At 53.0% G+C, this 24,453-nt stretch carries 21 protein-coding genes, 1 pseudogene and 1 other annotated feature; all 22 genes and pseudogenes read left to right on the top strand.

Annotated features, from left to right (window positions below):
* Positions 1–7 precede the first annotated feature (7 nt).
* Positions 8–808, top strand: a complete 801-nt coding sequence (gene ccsA / locus Q5741_RS10825) for a cytochrome c biogenesis protein CcsA (protein ID WP_305024106.1) — start codon at positions 8–10, stop codon at positions 806–808.
* A gap of 4 nt (positions 809–812) precedes the next feature.
* Complete coding sequence (locus Q5741_RS10820) at positions 813–1,457, top strand: precorrin-2 dehydrogenase/sirohydrochlorin ferrochelatase family protein (protein ID WP_305024105.1); 645 nt, start codon at positions 813–815, stop codon at positions 1,455–1,457.
* 1 nt (position 1,458) lies between these two features.
* The gene (gene hemC / locus Q5741_RS10815; protein WP_305024104.1) at positions 1,459–2,415 is read left to right on the top strand and encodes a hydroxymethylbilane synthase; all 957 of its coding nucleotides are present in this window, start codon (positions 1,459–1,461) and stop codon (positions 2,413–2,415) included.
* Between the two features lie 4 nt (positions 2,416–2,419).
* Positions 2,420–3,973 (top strand): uroporphyrinogen-III C-methyltransferase, encoded by a 1,554-nt coding sequence (cobA, locus tag Q5741_RS10810; protein ID WP_305024103.1) that lies wholly within the window; start codon positions 2,420–2,422, stop codon positions 3,971–3,973.
* Between the two features lie 28 nt (positions 3,974–4,001).
* Complete coding sequence (hemB, locus tag Q5741_RS10805) at positions 4,002–5,003, top strand: porphobilinogen synthase (RefSeq protein WP_305024102.1); 1,002 nt, start codon at positions 4,002–4,004, stop codon at positions 5,001–5,003.
* Between the two features lie 31 nt (positions 5,004–5,034).
* The gene (gene hemL, locus Q5741_RS10800; protein WP_305024101.1) at positions 5,035–6,339 is read left to right on the top strand and encodes a glutamate-1-semialdehyde 2,1-aminomutase; all 1,305 of its coding nucleotides are present in this window, start codon (positions 5,035–5,037) and stop codon (positions 6,337–6,339) included.
* Positions 6,336–7,244 (top strand): RluA family pseudouridine synthase, encoded by a 909-nt coding sequence (locus tag Q5741_RS10795; protein WP_305024100.1) that lies wholly within the window; start codon positions 6,336–6,338, stop codon positions 7,242–7,244. The genes hemL and Q5741_RS10795 overlap by 4 nt, the downstream gene beginning before the upstream one ends.
* Before the next feature lie 151 nt (positions 7,245–7,395).
* A complete protein-coding gene (locus Q5741_RS10790; RefSeq protein ID WP_407074347.1) occupies positions 7,396–8,907 on the top strand; it encodes a LysM peptidoglycan-binding domain-containing protein in 1,512 nt (503 codons plus the stop codon).
* A 256-nt stretch (positions 8,908–9,163) separates the two neighbouring features.
* Positions 9,164–9,459: a binding site (T-box leader), on the top strand.
* Positions 9,460–9,507: 48 nt separating this feature from the next.
* On the top strand, positions 9,508–12,180 hold the full coding sequence (locus Q5741_RS10785; protein ID WP_305024098.1) for a valine--tRNA ligase: 2,673 nt from the start codon (positions 9,508–9,510) through the stop codon (positions 12,178–12,180).
* A 37-nt stretch (positions 12,181–12,217) separates the two neighbouring features.
* On the top strand, positions 12,218–13,594 hold the full coding sequence (locus tag Q5741_RS10780) for a bifunctional folylpolyglutamate synthase/dihydrofolate synthase (RefSeq protein ID WP_305024097.1): 1,377 nt from the start codon (positions 12,218–12,220) through the stop codon (positions 13,592–13,594).
* A 5-nt stretch (positions 13,595–13,599) separates the two neighbouring features.
* Positions 13,600–14,964, top strand: a complete 1,365-nt coding sequence (gene murC, locus Q5741_RS10775; RefSeq protein WP_305024096.1) for a UDP-N-acetylmuramate--L-alanine ligase — start codon at positions 13,600–13,602, stop codon at positions 14,962–14,964.
* A gap of 216 nt (positions 14,965–15,180) precedes the next feature.
* Positions 15,181–16,461, top strand: coding sequence for an SPOR domain-containing protein (locus Q5741_RS10770; protein ID WP_305024095.1), 1,281 nt, complete (start codon positions 15,181–15,183; stop codon positions 16,459–16,461).
* Between the two features lie 133 nt (positions 16,462–16,594).
* Entirely contained in the window at positions 16,595–16,837 is a 243-nt protein-coding gene (locus Q5741_RS10765) for a DUF4321 domain-containing protein (RefSeq protein WP_305024094.1), read from the top strand.
* A 32-nt stretch (positions 16,838–16,869) separates the two neighbouring features.
* Complete coding sequence (locus Q5741_RS10760) at positions 16,870–17,478, top strand: Maf family protein (protein WP_305024093.1); 609 nt, start codon at positions 16,870–16,872, stop codon at positions 17,476–17,478.
* A 19-nt stretch (positions 17,479–17,497) separates the two neighbouring features.
* Positions 17,498–18,186 (top strand): annotated as a pseudogene (radC, locus tag Q5741_RS10755) (RadC family protein).
* A gap of 113 nt (positions 18,187–18,299) precedes the next feature.
* The gene (locus tag Q5741_RS10750; protein ID WP_305024092.1) at positions 18,300–19,334 is read left to right on the top strand and encodes a rod shape-determining protein; all 1,035 of its coding nucleotides are present in this window, start codon (positions 18,300–18,302) and stop codon (positions 19,332–19,334) included.
* A gap of 154 nt (positions 19,335–19,488) precedes the next feature.
* On the top strand, positions 19,489–20,364 hold the full coding sequence (mreC, locus tag Q5741_RS10745; RefSeq protein WP_305024091.1) for a rod shape-determining protein MreC: 876 nt from the start codon (positions 19,489–19,491) through the stop codon (positions 20,362–20,364).
* Positions 20,364–20,897 carry a rod shape-determining protein MreD gene (mreD, locus tag Q5741_RS10740; protein ID WP_305024310.1) on the top strand — a complete coding sequence of 178 codons (534 nt, stop codon included), beginning with the start codon at positions 20,364–20,366 and terminating at the stop codon, positions 20,895–20,897. Before mreC ends, mreD begins: the two co-directional genes overlap by 1 nt.
* A gap of 83 nt (positions 20,898–20,980) precedes the next feature.
* Positions 20,981–21,643, top strand: coding sequence for a septum site-determining protein MinC (gene minC, locus Q5741_RS10735; RefSeq protein ID WP_305024090.1), 663 nt, complete (start codon positions 20,981–20,983; stop codon positions 21,641–21,643).
* Between the two features lie 3 nt (positions 21,644–21,646).
* Positions 21,647–22,444, top strand: a complete 798-nt coding sequence (minD, locus tag Q5741_RS10730; protein WP_305024089.1) for a septum site-determining protein MinD — start codon at positions 21,647–21,649, stop codon at positions 22,442–22,444.
* Positions 22,445–22,655: 211 nt separating this feature from the next.
* A complete protein-coding gene (locus tag Q5741_RS10725; protein WP_305024088.1) occupies positions 22,656–23,588 on the top strand; it encodes a M23 family metallopeptidase in 933 nt (310 codons plus the stop codon).
* On the top strand, positions 23,581–24,432 hold the full coding sequence (locus Q5741_RS10720; RefSeq protein ID WP_407074346.1) for a M50 family metallopeptidase: 852 nt from the start codon (positions 23,581–23,583) through the stop codon (positions 24,430–24,432). Before Q5741_RS10725 ends, Q5741_RS10720 begins: the two co-directional genes overlap by 8 nt.
* The last annotated feature ends 21 nt before the right edge of the window (positions 24,433–24,453 follow it).

Genomic DNA, 24,453 nt, shown 5'->3' with positions numbered 1-24,453 from the left:
TGATACGATGATTTATATTTATGCCCTGAGCCTTCTGTTTGTTTTCTCGGATTGCATTCGACGTAATGCGGGTGCGAAGCGAACGGGCACAGGGCTTCTTGTTGTCGTTATTCTGCTGCAGCTCTGCCACCTGGTGCTCCGTACCTGGACTGAGGGGCATCTGCCGATTTTTACAGCTTACGATTTCTTGTTCCTGTTCTCGTTCAGTCTGGTGCTTACCGCACTGGTGATGGGCCGGTTCAGGAATTCGGAATTCGCTGTGCTGCTGCTGGGTATTGTCGGCTTCGCTGTGGCAGTATTGAACAGGTTCTGGTTCCAGGCCGGCGATACGCCGCTGGGAAGCGGCTGGTATATGGTGCATGGATTGCTGGTGCTGCATATTACACTTGCTAATCTAAGCTTTGCCGCCTTGACGGTTGCTGCTGTGTTTGCGGTCATGTATTTGTTCCTTCACAGGCGTCTCAAGCGCAAGAAGTGGAATGACACCGTTCGTCGTCTGCCCAGTCTTGAGCTGATGGACAAGTATTCCTATCATGCGATGCTGATCGGTACGCCGCTGCTCGCCGTATCTGTCATTGTAGCGGTACTGTCCATCATCGCGGAGAACAAGTGGGCGCTGCTGCTTGATCTGAAGGTATGGGCAACGGTGGCGGCCCTCGGCGTTTATATCTTTTATCTGGTGTTCAAAAGGTACCGCAACCGTTCCGGCTTGAATATGGCCAAATGGACACTCATTGCGTACGCCTTTATTATTTTGAACTTTGTGGTGAATACGTGGTCTGCCTTTCATCACTGGGCATGGGGGTAATTATATGGCTGAACTGCTGCCGCTCATGATTCGATGTGAAGGACGAAGGGTTGTGATCGTTGGCGGCGGCCGCGTCGCTGAACGCAAAGTGCACGGGCTGCTTGCCGCAGAGGCCAAGATTACGGTGGTAAGCCCGTCGGCCTCGGATGATATACGTGCATGGGCAGACGAAGGGCGGCTGCGCTGGGTGAACCGGGATTATATGACCGGGGATCTGCAGGGCGCCTTTCTTGTATATGCGGCAACCGATCAGCGGGACTTGAATGAACGGGTCGCATCCGAGGCGGGGAAAGCGGGAATTTTGGTCAATGTGGCACATGACGGGCAGTACGGCAGCTTCATGACGCCTTCGGTTGTGCGCAGGGGGCGGCTCACGCTGGCGGTCTCCACCTCTGGTGCAGGGCCAGCGGTCTCCAAGCGGATTACTACCTGCCTGGAAGAGCTGTTCGGGCCGGAATATGAAGCTTATATGGACTTGTTGTACCAAATGCGGCTTGTGATCCGGGAGAAAGTAAGTTCTCCGGAAGCGAGAAGCAGATTGTTGAAGCAAATGGCCGGTGAGGCGTTTTTCGAACGTTATATGCTCACTCAGGAGAGCTGGTCACGGCAGCAGATTGAGGCATGGATTGCCCAAAATCAGGAGGAATAATATGCGGACGATCGTGGTAGGAAGCAGACAAAGTGCACTGGCACTGACACAGACAGGACATGTCATTGATGATTTAAAGACAATCAGTGCCCGTGAGGGATTTCAGTTTGATTTTGAAGTGCGTAAAATCGTAACAAAAGGTGACCGGATTCTCGATGTTACGCTGTCGAAGGTAGGCGGTAAAGGCCTTTTCGTTAAAGAAATCGAGCAGGCGCTGCTGTCTTCGGAGATTGATATGGCGGTACATAGTATGAAGGACATGCCGTCTGAACTTCCGGAAGGACTGATCAATGGTGCAGTTCCACGCCGGGTAGATGCTCGGGACTGCCTCATTTCCCGGAATGGCGCATCGCTTGATGAGCTGCCGCAGGGCGCCAAGGTAGGGACGAGCAGTCTGCGCCGTGCCAGCCAGCTGCGCGCTTACCGTCCGGATCTGGTGCTGGAGCCGGTTCGCGGCAATATTGATTCCCGGCTGCGCAAGCTGGAAACCGAGGGCTTCGAAGCTATTATTTTGGCAGCGGCCGGTCTGCACCGTATGGGATGGCAGGATCGGATAACCTCTTACCTGCCCGCAGATATCAGTCTGCCGGCAGTAGGGCAGGGTGCGCTTGGTATTGAATGCCGTGCAGATGATGAAGAGCTGCTTGCACTGCTTCGACTCTACAATGACCGTGCTACCGAGCTGACGGTGGCAGCAGAACGCCGCTTCCTCAGCGTTCTGAACGGCGGCTGTCAGGTACCGATCGGTGCATTCGCTGTATGGGCGCAGGGTGAAGACAGTCATTTCCCTTCCGGTGAAAACATTATACAATTAACGGGTATGGTGGGAGAGCCGGAGGGTGGACTGATCCTGAAAGAGACGCTGACAGGAACAGATCCTATTGCGCTGGGAAGCGCAGTTGCCGAGCGGCTGATCGCCAAGGGAGCAGAACAGATTCTGGCACAAGTTAGGGGATGACGGCATGGCGGGGAAGGTATACTTGGTGGGAGCAGGTCCTGGAGATGCACGGTTAATTACAGTCAAAGGCTGGGAATGCATTCAGAAGGCGGATGTGGTTGTGTACGACCGGCTGGCAAGCCCTCGGCTGCTGAAGCTGATGAAGCAGGGTGCGGAGAAAATTTATGTCGGCAAGCTGCCGGACAGGCATACGATGAAGCAGGAGGAAATCAACCAGCTTCTGGTGGATTTGGCCCTACAGGGCAAAATGGTCGTACGCCTTAAAGGCGGAGATCCGACGATATTCGGCCGGGTCGGCGAGGAAGCGCAGCTGCTGCGTGATCACGGAATTCCTTATGAATGGGTACCGGGCATCACATCAGCCATCAGTGTACCCGCTTATGCGGGAATTCCGGTCACCCACCGGGATTATGCTTCTTCATTGTCTATTATTACAGGGCATGAGAGCCCGGATAAGCTGGACCGCAGCATCCATTGGGATAAGGTGACGAATGCTACAGGAACACTGGTATTCCTGATGGGTGTGGCGAAAATTGGCTATATCAGTGAACAGCTGATCAAGCACGGGCGTCCTGCCAGTACACCGGTGGCCCTGATTCGTTGGGGCACACGGGCTGAGCAGGAGACGCTGACCGGAACGCTTGAAGATATAGAAGACAAAGTAAAGCAGGCTGGGTTTGAGGCTCCTGCTATTATCATTGTTGGCGAGGTAGTCCGTCTTCGGGAGAAGCTTCAATGGGCCGAAGCCCTGCCGCTGTTCGGCAAGCGGATTCTTGTAACCCGCTCCCGCTCCCAGGCCAGCAGCCTGGTACATCAGATTGAGGAGCTGGGCGGTGAACCTTATGAGTATCCGGTTATCGAGACCGTAATGCCGCGTAATCCAGACACACGGGCACAGCTGGACACAACGTTTGAACAGCTTGACCGGTATGACTGGGTTTTCTTTACGAGTGTGAACGGCGTCGATTACTTCTTCAGACATCTTGAGGATCGGGGCAAAGATATACGCTCCCTCTATAAAGCACGGATCGCTGCGGTAGGGCCGTCCACCTGTGCCGCGCTCCGCAGCCGCGGTATTGCGGCAGAACAGGTACATGGCCCGTTCCAGGCAGAGAGTCTGCTGGCTGATTTCGGCAGCCGTCTGCTGCCTGGCCAGCAGGTGCTGCTGCCGCGCGGCGATCTCGCACGCGCCTGGCTGCCGCAGCAGCTGCGGGAGATGGGGCTGGAGGTTACGGAGGCTGATGTCTACGAGACGATACTTGCCGGGGAGGACGATGATGAGCTGCTGAAGCTCCTGGAAGAGAGGGCTGTTCATGCCATCACGTTTACCAGCTCATCGACCGTGAGTAATTTTATGGAAATTGTTAGACGTATGGGTGTGCAAGAGCCGGTAGAGCTGTTGGAAGGAGTCACGATAGCCTGCATCGGGCCGTTGACAGCCCGCACGGCAGAGGAAGCCGGACTGAAGGTAGAGATTCTCGCCAAAGAGGCGACGATGGACAGTCTGGTTGAAGGCCTGTGCGAATGGAATGCACATCCTATTGTGCAGGGGAACTAACCCTAATCTGGAGTTGGAGGAATACATGATGAGTTTACCTTTTGTACGTCACCGCCGTTTGCGTCAATCCGCTGCAATCCGCGGCATGGTTCGTGAGACCGTGCTGACCGCAGATGATTTTATACAGCCTATTTATGTTACGTTTGGTACGGGTGTAAAGAGTGAGATCTCTTCCATGCCGGGCGTATACCGTTTTTCTCTGGATATGCTTGAAGAGGAACTGAAGGAGATCGTAGATCTGGGTATTCCTGCCGTTCTGCTGTTCGGGATTCCGGAGACGAAGGATAGTGTGGGAACGTCTGCGTTCATAGAGAACGGGATTGTACAGGAGGCTACACGGTTAATTAAAAAGTTGTACCCTCATCTGCTGGTCGTGGCCGATACCTGTCTGTGTGAATATACGGATCACGGCCACTGCGGTATGGTGCACACTTATGAACTGGACGGACAAGTGTGCGGCGATGTGCTGAACGATGAGTCTCTGGAACTGCATGTCAAAACTGCGGTATCCCAGGCTAAAGCGGGTGCTGACATTATTGCCCCATCCAATATGATGGACGGCTTCGTGCAGGCCATTCGTGCCGGTCTGGACGAGAACGGATTTCAGCATATCCCGATCATGTCTTATTCCGTCAAATATTCTTCGGCTTTCTACGGACCCTTCCGGGATGCAGCCGATTCCGCCCCGCAGTTCGGAGACCGGAAGTCCTACCAGATGGACCCTGCCAACAGCCGGGAGGCGATCCGGGAATCCGAGAGCGATGTCGCAGAGGGGGCAGATATGCTGATGGTAAAGCCTGCTTTATCCTATCTGGATATCATGCGTCAGGTGAAGGACCGCTTTGATCTTCCGCTGGTCGCGTATAATGTCAGCGGTGAATATGCGATGGTTAAGGCAGCCGCGCAGAATGGCTGGGTTGACGAAAAGGCGATAACGCTTGAGATCCTGCTGAGCATGAAGCGCGCAGGCGCAGATATCATCATTACTTATTCCGCCAAGGACGCCGCACGCTGGCTGGCAGAGAAGTAAACCTAAACTATACGTCACAGGAGTGTTGGATATGAGCGAGCAGCAGCGTAAGGTGCGTTCCGATGAACGTTCGGCAGCAGCATTTGAAGAGGCGAAACAGTATATTCCCGGCGGGGTGAACAGTCCGGTGCGTGCGTTCAAATCGGTCGGCATCACACCGATCTATCTGGAGCGCGGAGAAGGGTCAAGAGTTTATGATATTGACGGCAATGCATTCATCGATTATGTCGGTTCCTGGGGACCGCTGATTATGGGACATGCCCATCCGGAAGTGGTACAGGCTCTGCAGGAGACGGCGGTAAAAGGGACCAGTTTTGGTGCGCCTACCCTGCTGGAGACGGAGATGGCCAAGCTGGTCTGTGAACGTGTACCCTCCATCGATATCGTACGTATGGTCAACTCGGGCACAGAAGCGACGATGAGTGCGATCCGCCTGGCGCGCGGCTATACGAGCCGCAGCAAAATTCTGAAGTTTGAAGGATCCTATCACGGACATGCTGACAGTCTGTTGATCAAGGCGGGGTCCGGTGTAGCGACCCTTGGCCTGCCGGACAGTCCGGGCGTGCCTGAAGGTGTGGCTGCCAACACGATCACCGTTCCTTATAACGATCTAGAATCGGTTCAGCTGGCGTTCACCAATTTCGGGGAAGAAATCGCGGCGATCATCGTGGAGCCGGTTGCCGGCAATATGGGTGTAGTCCCTCCTCAGCCGGGCTTCCTGGAAGGTCTGCGCAGCATCACACAGCAATACGGCAGCCTTCTGATTTTTGACGAGGTAATGACAGGCTTTCGTGTAGGGCTTCATTCCGCCCAAGGCCGTTTTGGCGTAACACCGGATTTGACGTGTCTCGGCAAAGTCATTGGCGGTGGTCTTCCGGTCGGTGCTTATGGCGGACGGCGCGATATTATGGAGAAGATGGCACCGTCAGGGCCAATCTATCAGGCGGGTACGCTGAGCGGTAATCCGCTGGCGATGGCGGCAGGCTACACGACGCTCAAGCTGCTGACACCAGCGGTGTACGAGCAGCTGGAAGAACGCGGTGCGAGACTGCAGGCCGGATTCGAGCGGAATGCCAAGGAACTTGGCGTACCGGTGAGCATTAACCGTGTCGGTTCGATGGTATGTCCTTTCTTCACGGAAGGGCCTGTCATTAACTATGATATTGCAAAGAACAGCAACCTGGACCACTTCCGCCGCTATTTTGCAGCCATGGTGAATGAAGGGGTGTCGGTAGCTCCTTCTCAATTTGAAGGTATGTTCGTATCAGGCGTTCATACAGTTGAAGACATCGATGCGACCGTCGAAGCGAATTATAACGCGCTGAAATCACTATGAGCTGGCAGGGAAGCTGGAAAAGGCGCGGTGAGTGGCTGGAGGTTACCCCAGGCAAAGCATTAACAGGCAGCGATAATAAAGAAGAGGCGGCTCTGGTCTGGATGCAGAACGTTCTGGGGATGCCTGACAAGCTGCTGCGAAAACTCAGGCATGAGAAAGGGATTCAGGTTGCGGGTGACCGCCTGCGCCTGTCTCTGTTCAAGGAAGCCCCGCTGGGTATCGAACCCCGCTGGTTCGAACTTGAAGTCCTGTATGAGGACGACTTCTGTCTGGTGGTCCATAAACCGGCCGGGATGAAGGTCCATCCGGATGGCTCACGTGAAGACGGCGGCGTCACCTTGGACCATGCTGTAGCTTCTTATTACCAGATGAATGGACTCGAGGTGCCGGTAAGGCATGTTCATCGTCTGGATTCCGATACGACAGGACCTGTCCTGTATGCCAAAAATGATTTTGCACAGGCAATTCTGGATGAACAGATGCGCGCCAAAACGATCGGCCGCGAATATGCGGCCCTGGTGGAAGGGACGGTATCGCCAGGTTTAACCGTGATTGATGAGCCGATCGGGAAGGATCGGCATCACAATCAGCGCAGACGTGTGTCGCCTTCGGGGCAGCATGCGGTTACCCGGGTTTCTCTGGGCGAGGTCCTGCATGGAGCCAGTCTCGTCCATCTGAAGCTGGAGACAGGACGCACCCACCAGATCCGGGTGCATCTGAGCCATGCCGGACATCCGCTGCTGGGTGATGTATTGTACGGCGGTCCTGCGATGGCCATCGCACGCCAGGCTCTGCACGGGGAATTATTAATCTTCCGCCATCCCCTGACCGGAGAAGCTATCACGGTGGAAGATCCGTGGCCTGCTGATATGCAGGAGCTCTATCAGTCACTTAAATTGATCTAACCCTGTATACGATGAAAAAGTTGGGCATGCTTTCTTGCAAAGAAGGCATGCTCTCTTTTTTTACGCATATACATGAACCGAAAGCACTGCAGCATCAAGCTGCCCGCGATAAGGAACCTGGCGCACAGTTGCCGAAAGGAGGATGCCGCCTTTGAATCAGCCCTATGGTTTAAGGTTTGACATTTATGAACGTGTTCAATTGTCCGAGGAACTGCCGGGCATTCAGGAGCTGGAGGAAATTGAACTGCTGCCCCGCATTCAGGTTGTGGCCCAAGGAGAACATGCTGCGCTGCGTGGCCATCTGCTGTTGAGCGGTGTGTATCGTGCCGAAGAAGGGGAAGCCGAGGAACTGGAGCATCTGATCCCTGTAGAGATTACGATCCCGCTGAACCGGGTGGCGCGGCTGGAGGAAGTGGCGGTCGAGATTGAAACGTTTGACGTCGATCTGTTATCTGTACGTACACTGAATATTACAGGAGTATTGTCCCTCCAAGGTGTAGGAAGCCTGGCGGCTGAGGAGCAGAGCTGGCAGGAGGATGAATTTACAGTCGTCCATGCTCCCAACCAGGAAGAGGGATTATACAACAATCAAGAATTCAAGGAGCAGGAGGAGGCAGAGAAGGCCAGTAGACTCTGGCAGCAGGAACAGCAGCAGGCCCAGGCACAGCAGGCGTACGAGCAGGAGCTCTATGAGCAGCAGTTATGGAGCCAGCAGCAATTTTATAATCAGCAGCAGGGATATCAACAGCAGTCTTTTTATCAGCCCGAGAACGCTCAACAGCTAGGACAGCAGCCCTGGTATACACAGCAGCCGCTCGGGGGGCAGCAGACCCGGCCGGAGGATGAGCTGCAGCCTTCATTCAACATCGCTCAGGAGTTCAGCGGCCTGTGGAATCGACAGCCTGCATCCGAAGAACAGGAGCCCGAGCCGATAGAGACAGAAATTGAGGAAATTCAGACCTGGTCCATACCTGCTGCCGTGAGCCAGCGTCAACCCGAAGAAGTGAATGGGCAGCCAGCAGCAATTACGCAGGAAGCCGCAGATTTTGGGGAGTTTTCGGAAAAGACGGCCGCTGAAAGCACTCCTGCAGCTGCTGGCCCTTCTGCAGCATCGATCTCATGGCTCCCGGAGGAACGGGAAGTTTCGAGTCAGTCCGATGAGGCAAAACTGGAGACGGAAGAGACTTTCGCAGAGGCCGTGCCAACAGTTACTTTAGAAGATGATCAGCAGCAGCCGTCCGATCCGTCCCAGGAAGTATGGGCTTCAGCATCTCTTGAAGAGGAACGGCTTGAGCCGGAGCTTAAGATCGCATGGGGCAGTAAAAAACCAGAGCAAATGGACAATGCCGCTCCTGCCTTATCTACCGTGTTCCATACGGACCGCCCGGCTCGTGAAGCAGAATCCATGGATCTTTCAGCCCAGCCTGAAAAGCCGGTCCTCCAGGAAAGTTACCCGGCAGAGGATCTCAAATGGAAGCATTTGTTCTTCGGATCGAGAGTGGAGCAGACTCCCTTCAAGAAAGTTAGACTCTGCATTGTTCAGCGGGAGGAGACCCTGGAATCGATCGCCGAGCGATACCAGTTAAGTCTTCGTGAAATTCAGCTGTTTAACCGTATGACCGAGCAGCAGGTAGTGGAAGGACAAGTGCTGTACATTCCTTAATAGGGATCGTCCCTTAGAAGAGCTTGCATACGTGCAGGCTCTTTTTTGGTATGGTTTCAGGAGCGTAACTGGACGGACGAAACCCTGCTGCTTCCGGATATTCCGGGCCGTGGTACGGTTGACGAAGAGAAGCTGCCAAGGTATGATAATGTTAGTTATTGAGAAACGCATGGTATCCATCCTGCAATATTTCATTTGGAGTTATAGCTTCAGTGTAATGAATGTATGCTGGGTAATGTGGGAAGAACAATAATACAGAATAACTGGGAACGGGAAGAGTAGGCAGGAAGCCCTTCAGAGAGTGGAATTGTTGCGCTGGGAGATTCCGCAGGACGCAGATCGCCGAAGTCGCCCGGGAGTTGCTGGTTTGAACAGATTCGGAAGTTCTGGCTGATCTTTATCGGCTGAATGGAAGAAATGAGTTAGAGCCGGCCGGTCGCAGCCGTTATCTGCATGAAGTGTCACGCATCGACGTGTTGTTTTTGCCGAACCGTCATCAGGATGCCGTGAAACAAAGGTGGTACCGCGAAAGAACAGCCTTTCGTCCTTTGAGGATGAAGGGCTTTTTTTATTTTCTGAGATATTAATGGAGGTATGCCAATGTCTGAACAAACACAAGGGCAGCAGCCGACGGCTGAAATGCCAACAACCTATGATCCGACAGCTGCGGAGCAGAAATGGTACAAATACTGGATGGAGAATGAGTTTTTCAAAGCAGGGCAGCGTCCGGACGCTAAACCTTATACGATTGTGATTCCGCCGCCGAACGTAACAGGCATGCTGCATCTGGGTCACGCGCTCGACTTTACACTGCAGGATATCATGACCCGTGCCAAACGGATGCAGGGCTATGATGCGTTGTGGCTGCCGGGCTCTGACCATGCGGGAATCGCTACCCAGACCAAGGTAGAACAAAAGCTCCGCGAGGAAGGTTTGTCTCGCCATGACCTGGGCCGTGAGAAGTTTCTGGAGCGGGTCTGGGACTGGAAGGAACAGTATCTGGACAATATCCATAACCAATGGGAAAAAATGGGCTTCTCGCTGGATTACTCCCGTGAGCGCTTTACCCTAGACGAAGGCTTGTCCAAAGCTGTGCGAGAAGTATTCGTGAAACTTTATGAAAAGGGCTTGATCTACCGCGGCAAACGGATCATCAACTGGGATCCTGCTGCACGTACAGCCTTGTCTGATATTGAAGTGGAATACAAAGAGGTTAACGGACATCTGTATCATCTGCGGTATCCGCTGAAGGACGGAAGCGGGCACATTACCGTAGCGACGACACGTCCTGAGACGATGTTGGGAGATACTGCCGTTGCCGTGCATCCGGAGGATGAGCGCTATCAAGATATGATCGGCAAAATGCTGGTGCTTCCGGTTGTGGGTCGTGAAATTCCGGTTATTGCGGATGAATATGTGGATAAGGAATTCGGCAGCGGTGCCGTTAAAATTACTCCTGCCCATGATCCGAATGACTTTGAAGTCGGTCAGCGTCACCAGCTCCCGCAGATTACGGTGATGGATGAGACCGGTACGATGAATGCGGAGGCAGGCCGATATCAGGGTCTTGACCGCAGCGACTGCCGCAAGCAGATTGTTGCCGACCTGAAAGAGCAGGGCGTCCTGATCTCCATTGAAGACCACGTCCATCAGGTAGGACATAGTGAGCGTACAGGTGCAGTGGTTGAGCCTTACTTGTCCACCCAGTGGTTCGTAGCCATGGAGCCGCTCGCCGAGCGTGCCATCGAAGCACAGAAAAACGGTAAGGGCGTTAACTTTGTGCCGGATCGTTTTGAGAAAATTTATTTGAACTGGATCGAGAATGTCCGTGACTGGTGTATTTCGCGTCAATTGTGGTGGGGTCATCGTATTCCCGCCTGGTATGATGAAGAGACCGGTGAAATTATCGTATCCGCTGAAGATCCAACCACACAGCCTGAGAATGCCGGCCGCAAGCTGAGACAGGATGAGGATGTGCTAGATACATGGTTCAGTTCTGCCCTCTGGCCGTTCTCGACCCTTGGCTGGCCGGATCAGACGGAAGACCTGAAGCGCTATTATCCGACCGACCTGCTGGTTACCGGCTATGACATCATTTATTTCTGGGTAGCCCGTATGATCTTTACGGCCCTTGAATTTACGGATGAAATTCCGTTTAAGGATGTTCTGATTCACGGTTTGATTCGTGCTGAGGACGGCCGTAAAATGTCGAAGTCGCTGGGCAACGGCATTGATCCGCTTGATGTAATCGAGAAGTATGGTACAGACGCAATGCGTTACATGCTGTCCACGAGCAGCACACCGGGCCAGGACCTGCGTTTCCGTTGGGAACGTGTGGAGCAGGCTCGCAACTTTGCGAACAAAATCTGGAATGCTTCCCGTTTTGCGCTGATGAATCTGGAAGGCTTCGATTATGATGATATCGACATTTCCGGAGATCTCAGCACCGCTGACCGCTGGATTCTGCACCGCCTGAACGAAACTTCCCGTGACATTACGCGTCTAATGGATGCTTACGAGTTTGGTGAAACGGGCCGTCTGCTGTATAACTTCATTTGGGATGACCTCTGCGACTGGTACATTGAATTCGCCAAGCTCTCACTCTATGGTGAGGACCAGGCAGCCAAGAAGCAAACCCAATCCGTACTGGCCTATGTGCTGGACCGTACACTGCGTTTGATCCATCCGTTCATGCCTTTCATCTCGGAAGAGATCTGGCAGCACCTGCCTCATGAAGGTCAAACGATCACGCTCGCTTCCTGGCCGGTATATGATGCGGCTCTTGAGAATGCGGATGCTGTTAATGAGATGAACCTTCTCATGGATGTGATCCGTGCGGTTCGTAACATTCGTGCCGAAGTGAACGTTCCGATGAGCAAGAAGGTTGAACTGCTGGTGAAAGCAAGCGACGCATCGGTTCTTGATATTGTAAACCGCAATGGCGAGTATGTACGCCGTTTCTGCAATACGTCGAGCTTTGAAGCAGGCCTTGATATGAGTGCACCGGATAAAGCGATGTCTGCTGTGGTAAGTGGTGCAGAGCTCTATCTGCCTCTGGCAGGCCTGATCGATATTGCCCAGGAAATCGCTCGTCTGGAGAAAGAACTGCAGCACCTGGACAGTGAGGTTCAGCGCGTGGAGAAGAAGCTGTCCAACGAGGGCTTTGTCGCTAAAGCGCCTGCCAAGGTCATTGAGGAAGAACGAGCGAAGCAGGCCGATTACTCGGACAAACGCAGTAAAGTTATTGCACGGATTGAAGAACTGAAAGGCTGAGATAAGGCCTCTACTATATGAGCTGAAGGTGAAGAGCATGACCGATCTCAATGGGGTGGATGAAACTGCCCCTCTACAATCTTATGAGGAAGCTGTCAATTGGATTAACGGCCTAATCCCGTTCGGGATCAGGCCGGGGCTCGAGCGAATTGAACGCCTGATGGAGATGTTGGGCAACCCGCACCGCCATCTGAAGTTTATCCATGTGGCTGGTACGAATGGTAAGGGGTCAACATGTGCTTACCTTACTTCCGTTCTGCGGGAGTGCGGCTACGATGTCGGGACGTTTACGTCCCCATACATCACGAAGTTCACGAACCGGTTCCAATTTAATGAGCAGGATATTACCGAGGAACAGCTGCTGGAAGCGGCCAATCGGCTGCATCCGCTGGTCGCGGAGATTGCCGAGACTGAGCTGGGTTCACCGACGATGTTTGAGGTCTCCACGGCGCTGGCTATCCTCTATTACGCCAAGGTTACTTATCCGGACGTCATCGTATGGGAGACCGGCCTTGGGGGAAGGATGGATGTTACCAATATTGTGACACCCATCCTGTCCCTGATCACGAATGTCGGATATGATCATACCGATGTGCTGGGTGACACGCTGGAGCAAATCGCTGGGGAGAAGGCGGGGATTATTAAGCCTGGCGTTCCGGTGGTCAGCTGTGTGACACAGCCTGAAGTCATTGAAGTGATCCGTCAGACTGCGCAGCAGCAGCGTTCTACGCTGTACCTGCTGGGCGAGCAGTTCATGTATGAAGTGTCCCGTGCGGATATTGCAGGGCAATCGTTCAGCTTCAGCGGACCCTTCCGGTCCATGGAATTGGAGATTACGATGCAGGGAGAACACCAGGTCGCCAATGCCGCAGGTGCGGTGATGGGGCTGGAGGTGCTTCGCCAGTATATGGCCTTCGTGCTGGATGATGAACAAATGAAGCAAGGATTGCGGCGTACATTTTGGGCAGGCCGGATGGAGCTGGTCAGCCGGGAGCCCCGCATCGTCCTCGACGGTGCGCATAATCCCGAGGGTGCGGAGACGCTTGCCCGGACCATCCCTGGCTTGTACCGATACCGGAAATTAAATTTGATGATGGGAATGCTTGCGAACAAGCATCATGAAGCCTACTTGAAGCATATACTGCCAATAGTGGATACGCTTATCCTGACCGAACCTGATTTCCGCCGCAAAATGGATGCCGGAGATTTATTACACATCGTAGAGCAATTGCAGCTGTCGCATGCCAAGCCCGAGTTGGAAATTATAGTGGAACGTGATTGGCGCAGTGCACTTGACCTGCTGCAGTCACGTACGGAAGCGGAGGATCTGGGGGTAGTGTCTGGCACATTATACCTGATATCCGATGTGCGCGCGGCCCTTTTGTATCAAACCGATTCTGAAAAAGGTTGGTGAAACTGTTGAATACTATGGAACATGTACATTTTATCGGTATCGGCGGCTATGGGATGAGTGCGATTGCACGCGTCATGCTGGAAATGGGCTACACAGTAACCGGATCAGACGTTGCAGCCCAGGAGCTGACTGAGAAACTCGCTGCCAAAGGCGCGAAAATATATATCGGGCATACAGCCGAACACGTTCAGGGCGCGGACCTGGTCGTTTATTCAACGGCATTGTCCAAGGATAATGTAGAGAAGGTGGCTGCTGAGCAGCTTCAGATCCCGGTTCTGCACCGTTCACAGATGCTGGCCCGGCTCCTTAACGAGCGTAAAGGGGTAGCTGTAGCCGGTGCACACGGCAAAACGACAACCTCTTCGATGATCGCTCTGGTCATGGAGGAATGTGGGGCAGATCCGACCTATATTATTGGCGGAGAAATTATGAACCTCGGTACGAATGCCAAAGCAGGCCAGGGCGATTATGTCGTCGCCGAAGCGGATGAGAGTGACGGTTCTTTCCTGCAGTACCACCCGTGGGTTGGAATCGTGCTCAATATTGAGGCGGATCACCTGGAGAACTACGGGGGCGATTTTAATCAGCTGAAGGATGCTTATGTTCAGTATCTCAGTCAGATTCGCCAAGGCGGTACGGCTATTGTATGCGGTGATGATGAAAATGTGAGAGAGATGCTGCCGCAGATCCAGGCACGTGTGACAACATACGGCATTGAACAGAAAGCTGATTTTATGGCGAAAAATGTAGTGCTGGGTGACCGTCAGAGCACCTTCACGCTGCTGCACCAAGGACAGGAGCTGGGAGAGATCGCTCTGTCGGTGCCGGGCAAGCATAATGTATACAATGCCATGGCTACTGTCATTGCCTGTCTGGAAGCCGGTATCTCGTTTGAAGCGGTCAAGAATGCCATTGTGAAATTTCACGGAGCTAAACGCCGCTTCCAGGTGCTTGGCGAAGCGAATGATATTCTGGTTATCGACGACTACGCTCACCATCCGACCGAAATTGAAGCAACGATTAGTGCGGCCAAAGCTACAGGCAAGCGGATCATTGCTGTGTTTCAGCCGCAGCGCTATACACGGACATTTTTCCTGCTGGATGCGTTCAGCCGTGCGTTCGGGGAGGCTGATGAAGTGCTGATTACCGACATCTACTCACCTGCCGGTGAGAAACAGATTGAGGGTATATCGTCAGCCAAATTGGTGGAACTGATCGTACAGAACAGCAACAAGTCAGCACGTTACCTTCCGACGAAGGAAGATGTGGTCGCGGATTTGCAGTCTCGTCTTCAACCGGGAGATCTGGTACTGACCATGGGGGCAGGCGATATTTGGAAGGCAGGTTACCAGCTGGCCAAAGATCTGTAAATCTGTGCCCAGGATGCAAAGGCCCGAAACCGGGCCTGGACCTGCCGGCACTAGGTCCAACGGATCATCGAGCACCTACTGATACACAAGCACGTCTTTTTCGGCTGCAGCCGAAGAGGACGTGCTTTTTTGATATCCAGCAAATTAGGAAACAGGCAGTCAGGGTAGTGGTCATAATGACCCGGGTTCCGTCATACAACAGGAATAGGGAAAGTAATGGACAAGGAGCGTGTGACCGTGAACAAGGCGAGAATGACATTCCGGTTTGAATCTGAGCCCTCCCGGGAGAAGCGGCCCGAATATAGAGGGGCTGCGGATGTTACAGGCAGCCTACAGCTGCCGGCAGAACGGCAGGAGACGGTTGAAGAAGGAACGTCCGGACCCAATCGGGTCATTCTATTCGAGCGTCATCCACGGGCCCCGGAGCCGCCGCTGCCCGTTATTCCGGATTTTCCGGAATGGCAGGATCCGCTGGGATCGGCCATTCAGCCGTGGAGTACCCACTCTGCAGTACCGGTCCGCCAAAATCCTGGCGATCACGATGAGTCTGAGGTGCTTGATGCGGATTGGCAGACGGACCGGGAGTACCAGTGGAATGAGCAGTACCGGGCAGGGTGGGAGCAAAACTCAGGGAGCGGACATGAACGTCCGAGAAAGCCAGGCTCCTCCTGGAAGCTGGCCGGATCGGTCGCGAGTGCTCTTGTTACCGGGGCCTTGTTCGGTTATGTTATTTTGTCTTTCTTCAATAATCCCCCTTCTGTACCTCATACCGGGACCGAAGCAGCGGTGCCGGCAGCCGCCACGGTGGATCCTTCCGCAGGAACCGAGACGGGCGCAGGCGGAGACAGCCGTGACGATACACTGCCTGTCGTACAAGCCGGTGTTCCGTCACAGACTTTTTATGTACTTCAATACGGGCTGTTCAGCAGCGAAGCGCGTGCCAAAGACGCAGTGAATGAACTGCAGGCTCAAGGCATTACAGCGGCGGTTGATGTAAAAGAGCAGAACCGGGTCTATGCAGGGCTGGCCACGGAGCGGGAACAGGCCAAGACGATCAGCAGTCTTTTAGGTACAAAGGGTATAGGTCTTTATGTCCGGGAACTGGAACTGCCGGCCTTGGATAAGGCAGCTTTTGCAGGGGACAGCCGGATGCTGACTTCTTATTTCGAGCAAAGTACAGCCATGGTGAATGAGCTTAGCACGGTGTCCGCCGACCTGATTGGTCAAGCGGAACCCGCACAGCTTACAGCTGAACAGACAGCCAGGATCAATGCGCTTCATGAAGGATGGACTCAGACGTTCCGTCAGTTGAAATCTGCACTGCCAGCAGAGGGCCAGATTGCAGCGGTTAACCTGGAGAAGTCGATGAATACAGGCCTGTCAGCGTGGGATGAGTACAGCAAAAATGCATCTGTAACGTATTTATGGGATATCCAGTCTGCGATGATCGAGTATTTGCTCCAGCAGAAGAACTTGATCGCTGCACTTGAGAGATAAGCTCACACAGTAATACGGCACGAATGCGGCACGGCGACTGGAAATAGTTGCCCGTGCCGCATTTATGTTTGTATTGCAGAAACTTTAACCGTATAATAATGTGGGTGTCAAAAAATGGCGAGGGAAGATCGTGATGAAGAAGAACGCTGGAATGTTCATATTATTTCTTGTTCTGGGCTGGTTAATCGGCGCATGGATAGCCAAAGCGCTTGAGCCGGTGCATTCCTTGTCCTTTCTGACACATGCCACGATGATTTCGTGGTCACCCAAAGCGAATCTCGATATTATCAGCTACAATTTAACTATTCAATTAAAATTGAGCCTGCTCAGTCTGATCGGCATGATTACTGCGATCTGGCTGTACCGCCGGTTCTAATGGACACTTGAACACAAAGGAGTATGGCTTTTTTGGACGACAAGCATACCCGCCGGATCATTCTGGCTTCTACTTCGCCGCGAAGGCGTGAACTGATTGCCTCATTGGGACTGCCTTATGAATTTATGCCAAGCCATGCTGATGAGAGTACGCCGGAGACCTGGACCCCGGAGGATATTGTTGAGAAACTTTCGCTCCGCAAGGCAGGTGCAATTCTTGCAGAAGTGCAGAAGCTGGGCCGATGCGGTGTCATTGTCGGAAGTGATACGATTGTTGTCCTGGATGGCAAGGTGTTAGGCAAGCCCCGGGATGAAGAGGATGCTTTTCGGATGCTGAACATGCTGCAAGGGCGGAGGCACCAGGTATTTACAGGGGTTGCCTGCCTTGATGCAGAAACCGGCCGGCAGCTGGTCAAGCACCGGTCTACCTATGTTACGATGAAGCCGCTGGACAAGTCGGCCATTCGGGCTTACATACGCAGCGGTGAGCCGTCTGACAAAGCGGGTGCTTATGGTATACAGGGGCTTGGTGCTGTTCTCATTGACTATATCGAAGGCTGTTATTTTAACGTAGTCGGCCTGCCTGTTTCGCTGCTGTCAGACATGCTGTCTGAGTTTGGCATGCACGTGCTGGCAGAATAGACGGGAAGAGGGGAACGTCATGGAGTCGCACAAGGTCATGCTGCGCGACATCCCCCAGGAAGACAGACCAAGAGAGCGCATGATGCAATATGGGGCGGAGTCTTTAAGTCACGCAGAGCTGCTGGCATCCTGCTTAGGACAGGAACAAGGCAGGAATCTGCCCTGCATGTGGCACAGCGTGTGCTGCAGCACGCAGGGAGTCTGCGTGAGCTTGTTAATCTCAGTGTTGAGGAACTGACACAGATTAAGGGAATCGGCCATGCCAAAGCGGTCCAGCTGCAGGCAGGCATGGAGCTTGGAAGAAGGCTGGCAGCAGCCCGTCATGAGGATTCGCCGGTGATCCGGAGTCCGCGGGATGCGGCCGATCTGCTCACCGAGCAGCTGCGATATTTGCAGAAGGAGCATTTTGTATGTCTGTTCCTGAACACCAAAAATCGTGTGATTGCCCGTGAAACGTTGTCCGTAGGCAGTCTGAACGCTTCCATTGTACATCCTCGCGAGGTGTTTCGTGCTGCTATTAAGTATGGAAGTGCGTCCATCGTATGTGCCCACAATCACCCCAGCGGAGATCCCGCACCCAGCTCCGAAGATATCAACATCACACGAAGACTGATCGAAGCAGGCGGGATTGTAGGCATTGAAGTGCTGGACCACATTGTGATCGGAGACGGTAATTATATCAGTTTGAAGGAACAAGGATTGATATAATATAATACTTACAAATTAAATTGATGATATGACCGGCAGAGCCGGCCTGAATACATATCCGGTGATTGTGCGGGTAACAGGAATTTTCAGGTAACAGAAAGGGAGATTACAGCATGTTAGGTGGCTTTACAAAAGATTTGGGAATTGACTTGGGGACGGCAAATACTCTCGTTTATGTTCGTGGAAAAGGCATTGTAGTCAGAGAACCATCGGTGGTTGCACTGCGTACGGATACGAAAAGCATCGAAGCTGTAGGTGAATCAGCCAAGAAAATGATCGGTCGCACACCAGGCAACATCCGTGCCATCCGCCCGATGAAAGACGGCGTGATCGCCGACTTTGACACAACAGCTACAATGATTAAATATTTCATTCGTCAGGCGCAGAAGCAGCGTTCGATCTTCCCGCGCCATCCTAATGTGATGGTATGTGTGCCTTCAGGCATTACGGCTGTAGAACAGCGCGCGGTGGAAGACGCGACCAAGCAGGCAGGCGCGCGTGAAGCCTACACGATCGAAGAGCCGTTTGCTGCTGCAATCGGAGCGGACCTTCCGGTATGGGAACCAACCGGCAGCATGGTGGTTGATATCGGCGGCGGTACAACGGAAGTGGCCGTCATTTCCCTGGGCGGTATTGTGACAAGCCGTTCGGTTCGAGTGGCCGGTGACGAGATGGATGAGTCGATTATTCAATACATTAAGCGTCAATATAATCTGATGATCGGTGAGAGAACGGCTGAGCAGCTGAAGATGGAAGTCGGTTCTGCGATGCCGCTGGAAGCGGTCGAGACGATGGAAATCCGCGGTCGTGATCTGGTGACAGGTCTGCCGAAGACAATTACGATTACATCGGATGAAATCAGCGAAGCGCTGGCTGATACGGTTAACGCCATTGTGGAAGCTGTAAAGGTAACCTTGGAAAAATGTCCGCCTGAATTGGCAGCTGATATTATGGACCGCGGTATCGTATTGACTGGCGGCGGCGCATTGCTGCGCAACCTGGACAAGCTGCTTGCCGGTGAGACGGGGATGCCGGTAATCGTGGCGGAGAATCCGCTGGACTGTGTGGCTATCGGAACAGGCAAGGCTCTGGAGAATATTCATCTGTTCAAATCCCGCAGCAGTTCTGCGGTTCGCTCCAAACGCTAATATGACTGAGTGAGACACAGGGCATGCTGTCTTGGCAGCCAGGCGGATGCCCCATCATGGGACTGATCAGAGGATAGGGGAGAGGCCGGCTAAGCCGGCCTCTTCAACCTCATACAGAGGTTCTGGTCAGATAGAGAAAACAGGATATAAGAGGGTGTTGGAACTGTTCAAGCTGCTGGGGAACAAAAGATTGTTTATACTGTTGATCGCTCTGGTTGTCTTCATTGCACTGATGGGTTTTACTCTCGGTAACAGAGCGTCCTTGTCCTGGCCGGAGAAATTCGCGAAGGACACGGTTGGTTTCGTACAGAATTTGTTCTATCGGCCCGCTTCCCATATAGCGGGCTTCTTCAAAGATATCGGAAATTTGAGTGAAGTGTATGAAGAGAACGAGCGTCTCAAAATTATGGAAGCGAACTATACACGTGATCAGATTAAATACAGTTCGCTGAAGGAAGATAATGACCGTCTTCAAGAGGACCTAAATTTCACGCAGATGCAAAAGAGCAAATATAATTATGATTATCGCATCGCCCAGGTAACCAGTGTGAATACAGATCCGAATACCAAGACGCTGACGATTGACATCGGCTCCCGTGATGGAGTAAAGACTGGTATGGCTGTCACCTCCATCCAAGGGCTGGTTGGCACCATCAGCCGGGTCAGCAACTTTACTTCTACGGTTAGGCTGCTGACCACGCTGGATGAGAAGGATTCGACATCAGATGCCATTGCTGCAACGGTTGTTGGCGGAGAGAACGATTCGTTCGGCATGATTGAGAGTTATGACCGCTCCTCCCAGATGTTCCGGATGACGCGCATACCGGTTGATGACAAGATCAAGAAAGGCGATCAGATCATGTCCTCTGGTATCGGAGTTGATTTTCCGAAATACATGCTGATTGGTACAGTGGAAAAAGTAACGGTTAGCAGCATGGGCCTGAGCAAAACAGCACTCGTTAAACCGGCTGCAAGTTTCGTCGACTGGAAGGAACTGTTTGTTGTATTCACCCCTGAGGTTCCGAAATGATGTCAAGAATGCGGCGTGAGATTCTGGTTGCACTGCTCGGCTTGCTGTTTATCCTGGAAGGAACCGTTCTGCCCTGGCTGATCCCGGATATCTGGCAGGACCGGATCGGACTTAATCTGGTATATATCGTGATTCTTTTTGTAGCGATATACCGTCACCGCCATACAGCGCTGATTCTGGGACTTGTCTTTGGACTGCTGCACGACGTAATTTATTATGGAAGTATGATTGGCCCGTATTCCTTCTCCATGGGAGTCTCCGCATACCTGCTAGGTCTCGTGCTCCAGGTCAACCGGGCTCCAATGCCGATCATGATGACCGTAGTTATGCTTGGAAGTCTGCTTAATGACTCGATCTTATTCGGTATTTATAAAATATTTAACCTGGTTGGCTCTGCCTATGACTGGGCTCTGGTGCAGTACATGATTCCAAACCTGTTTATTCACTTTGTGTTCGCCCTGATCATCTATGTCCCCCTTCGCAAACAGCTTGAACTGCTCGGAAGGCGCGCTCCCAAGGAAGAGACGGTGTAAGACAGCCTGCGCACTTTTTCACGACAAAAAGGAGGAACTTTCGTGTCTCAGCACGAAATGAATGAGATGGGAGGGACAGGCTTATGACGGTTAAATCGAATCATGTGACGATTAAAGGCATCAAAGATGGCCTGGTATTCCTGATGGACGACCAATGTGATTTCGAAGACCTGCTTGAAGAATTGCGATATAAGCTGGAACACAGCCATCAAAATATTCTGACCGGCCCGATCATTCACGTAGACATCAAGCTTGGCGCCAGGGCGGTGGATGAAGAACAAAAGGAATCCATTATGGACATTATGAAACAGAAGGGGAATCTTCTGGTTCGTTCAATAGAATCACCTGACACCGAGCCCGAACCGGAAGCCGTTCAGTCCGTAACGACGATGACCGGCATCGTCCGTTCGGGCCAGGTGCTGCATCTGGACGGTCATCTGCTGTTCATGGGTGATGTCAATCCCGGCGGGATTGTGACGTGCACCGGACATATCTACATTATGGGCGCGCTCCGTGGAATGGCGCACGCCGGGTATGGTGGCAACGAGGAGGCTATTATTGCCGCCTCTTACTTTGCACCAACGCAGCTTAGAATTTCGGAAGTGATCAGCCGACCGCCGGACGAATGGGAAAGCCGAGAAGCGGGGATGGAATTTGCTTACCTGCAGGACGGAAAGATGCAGATTGATAAATTAAGCAATTTCGTTCGGTTGAGCCGGGATTTTAACGTGTTTAAAGGGGTGTAGTACATGGGAGAGGCCATCGTGGTGACTTCAGGCAAGGGCGGTGTAGGTAAGACGACAACATCCGCCAATATTGGGACAGCGCTTGCGCTGCAGGGCAAGAAGGTCTGCCTTGTAGATACAGATATCGGCCTGCGTAATCTTGATGTAGTCATGGGTCTGGAGAACCGCATTATTTATGATCTGGTAGACGTTGCCGAAGGCCGCAGCCGTCTCAATCAGGCGCTGGTCAAGGATAAACGTTTTGATGAACTGTATATGCTCCCGGCCGCGCAGACGAAAGACAAAAACGCGGTGACACCGGAGCAGGTGCGGGATATTATTTTGGAGCTCAAAAAAGATTTTGAATACATTCTGATCGACTGTCCGGCAGGCATTGAGCAGGGTTTCAAGAATGCGATAGCAGGAGCGGACCAGGCAATTGTCGTAACGACACCTGAGAATGCAGCGGTACGGGATGCCGACCGGGTCATCGGCTTGCTGGAGAACTCGGAAGTCCGTTCGCCGAAGCTGGTCATTAACCGGATCCGCAACAACATGGTGAAGTCCGGGGACATGCTGGACATCGACGATATTTTGCAAGTACTGAACATCGATCTGATCGGTGTAGTGCCTGACGATGAGCTGGTGATCCGTGCAGCCAACATCGGCGAGCCGACGGTGATGAACCCCGACTCCCAGGCGGCGCTTGCCTACCGGAACATTGCCCGCCGGATTCTTGGCGATACCGTCCCGCTCATGCAGCTGGAGCAGAAGAAGGGCATGTTCACCAAAATGAAGCGGTTCTTCGGTATGGGTTCCTGACACTGGCACTGACTTGTCTTCCCCGACAGAAGAGGGATAACTTTCAATATTTCAGTAAGCACATTCTCCAGTCTGGAGAATGTGCTTTTTTTTGCAGTGCATCTTTGCTGCAGACGGCAAAAGGTACACGGGCGGAATCTGCTGCTGTTCATAACCCCGCCTGTCCGGGCATAAGATGGAGTATACAAGCCTCTTGGAGGAGGACAAGCGAATGTTCATGAAACCGAAGTCGAAGCCGGTGTCCAAGAAAGCCTCATTCCGGCCGCAAACCCCAGCAGGTCTGCCCTATTCCGATCCCTCTCTGCTGAAGGAATTGAATGAGTTCGGTCCTGCCGATATACCGAGCAAGCTGCCTTTGTTTCCGGTGGAACCTGTTGAAGTAACTCAGCCTGCAGGGGCAGAGCGCAGACCATTTATACTGCAGGGAGAGCCGCCCGTAGAGGAGCGGGACCCGGAGAAGCTGTGGAAGCAGGAGCGAGAGGGATGGAAAGAGCTGAATGAGGGCAGTGGGCCTTCCTTCTGGCGTTCCTTTCGCAGGCGGTTGATCGTCAGTGTTGTCTGTTTTGGAGGGATATGGGGAGTCTATCAGGTCGACCAGCCATGGACCCGCAGCATTCAATCCCATATCCATATGGCACTGCTGGAGGAGATGGATTTCGCCGGTACATCGGCCTGGTATGAGTCCGTGTTCGGCGGAGCCCCCTCCTTTGTTCCGATCTTCGGTCAGGAGCAGGCCCCCCCTCAGAAGGTCAATGCTCAGCGCAGTCTGCTGCCGCCGATCGAAGGGGTGATCGTCCAATCCTTTGCGCTCAACCTCAAAGGTGTCCTGGTTGCTCCAGGTATGCCGTCTGCAGCAGATTCGAGTCTGTCCCGTGAGGTACATAGTGTGGAGGCGGGCCGTGTGGTGGAAGTCCGCCGGGATGCACAAAAAGGGGTCTTTGTCACCGTTCAGCATGTGGACGGGTTGACCTGTACCTATGGACAGCTGGATCAGACCCGTCTCAAGGCGAACGATTGGGTAGAAGAGGGAAATATCATCGGGCAGCTCCCGAAAGCATCTGGGACTGACACGCCAACATTATTTTTTGCCACCCAGAAGGGGGATCAGTATATCGATCCCGTGGAAGCGGTAGCTTTTGATTAGGGCAGGAAGTATTACGTTCTCGCTTCACCCTCTCTTCGTCATCATGATGCTGCTCTCCGTGGTGACCGGTCATATTCTGGAGCTGCTGACCCTGTTCTCCATCGTTCTTATTCATGAGCTGGGACACGCGGCTGCGGCACTATTGCTGGGAATTCAGGTACGGTCGATCCAGCTTCTGCCTTTCGGCGGAGTAGCCGTTATTGAGGAACACGGCAGCATGACAGCAGGCAAGGAAATTATTATTGCCCTTGCCGGTCCGCTGCAGAATGTCATCATGATGGCTGCGGCCTGGCTGGCCGGCTGGGCAGGCTGGGGTAATGAGGCTTTTATGGATTACCTGATTCAGTGTAATCTGTTGATTGCCCTGTTTAATTTGCTCCCTATCCTGCCGCTGGACGGTGGTAAAATCGTACATGCTCTTGCCAGCCTTTGCTGGTCGTATCATGCAACCCTGCTCTGGACGTCGCGTATCAGCATTCTGTTCAGTGCAGTTGTGACGGGGTATGCGTTGATGCCGCCGCTTGGCGGAGGTGCAATCCGTCTGAATTTGTTTATGATCGGCGTGTTCCTGCTCTACTCGAATCTGGTAGATTATCGTAACATCCCTTACCGGTTTGTCCGTTTCCTGCTTGGCCGGGAACTGAAATACAGGAATCTCGGACCGGATGCTGCGGGAGCGGTGCCAATTGTCTCCGCTGCATCGAAACCTTTAGAAGGAATTCTGCGTCTGTTCAGAAGAGATAAGTATCATCTGATCTATATCGTAGGTTTGCAGGGAACGGTAGAAGGCATTATTCCGGAACAACGGATTATAGCGTCTTTTTTCGCCTCGCGTCCGAGATAATACAGGTCGGCAGTTTTATCG

The sequence above is a fragment of the Paenibacillus lacisoli genome, assembly GCF_030580655.1.
GTDB lineage: Bacteria > Bacillota > Bacilli > Paenibacillales > Paenibacillaceae > Paenibacillus > Paenibacillus lacisoli.
The sequence above is the reverse complement of the archived record's forward strand: the minus strand, read 5'-3'. Positions and strand labels throughout refer to the sequence as shown.

What these genes read in the sequence shown, in the direction of transcription:
- minC (WP_305024090.1), top strand. Translation starts at nt 20,981, where the DNA reads ATGACGGTTAAATCGAATCATGTGACGATTAAAGGCATCAAAGATGGC.
- Q5741_RS10725 (WP_305024088.1), top strand. Translation starts at nt 22,656, where the DNA reads ATGTTCATGAAACCGAAGTCGAAGCCGGTGTCCAAGAAAGCCTCATTC.
- Q5741_RS10785 (WP_305024098.1), top strand. Translation starts at nt 9,508, where the DNA reads ATGTCTGAACAAACACAAGGGCAGCAGCCGACGGCTGAAATGCCAACA.
- ccsA (WP_305024106.1), top strand. Translation starts at nt 8, where the DNA reads ATGATTTATATTTATGCCCTGAGCCTTCTGTTTGTTTTCTCGGATTGC.
- cobA (WP_305024103.1), top strand. Translation starts at nt 2,420, where the DNA reads ATGGCGGGGAAGGTATACTTGGTGGGAGCAGGTCCTGGAGATGCACGG.
- Q5741_RS10820 (WP_305024105.1), top strand. Translation starts at nt 813, where the DNA reads ATGGCTGAACTGCTGCCGCTCATGATTCGATGTGAAGGACGAAGGGTT.
- hemL (WP_305024101.1), top strand. Translation starts at nt 5,035, where the DNA reads ATGAGCGAGCAGCAGCGTAAGGTGCGTTCCGATGAACGTTCGGCAGCA.
- minD (WP_305024089.1), top strand. Translation starts at nt 21,647, where the DNA reads ATGGGAGAGGCCATCGTGGTGACTTCAGGCAAGGGCGGTGTAGGTAAG.
- Q5741_RS10750 (WP_305024092.1), top strand. Translation starts at nt 18,300, where the DNA reads ATGTTAGGTGGCTTTACAAAAGATTTGGGAATTGACTTGGGGACGGCA.
- hemB (WP_305024102.1), top strand. Translation starts at nt 4,002, where the DNA reads ATGAGTTTACCTTTTGTACGTCACCGCCGTTTGCGTCAATCCGCTGCA.
- Q5741_RS10780 (WP_305024097.1), top strand. Translation starts at nt 12,218, where the DNA reads ATGACCGATCTCAATGGGGTGGATGAAACTGCCCCTCTACAATCTTAT.
- Q5741_RS10770 (WP_305024095.1), top strand. Translation starts at nt 15,181, where the DNA reads ATGGACAAGGAGCGTGTGACCGTGAACAAGGCGAGAATGACATTCCGG.
- Q5741_RS10765 (WP_305024094.1), top strand. Translation starts at nt 16,595, where the DNA reads ATGAAGAAGAACGCTGGAATGTTCATATTATTTCTTGTTCTGGGCTGG.
- Q5741_RS10795 (WP_305024100.1), top strand. Translation starts at nt 6,336, where the DNA reads ATGAGCTGGCAGGGAAGCTGGAAAAGGCGCGGTGAGTGGCTGGAGGTT.
- hemC (WP_305024104.1), top strand. Translation starts at nt 1,459, where the DNA reads ATGCGGACGATCGTGGTAGGAAGCAGACAAAGTGCACTGGCACTGACA.
- mreD (WP_305024310.1), top strand. Translation starts at nt 20,364, where the DNA reads ATGTCAAGAATGCGGCGTGAGATTCTGGTTGCACTGCTCGGCTTGCTG.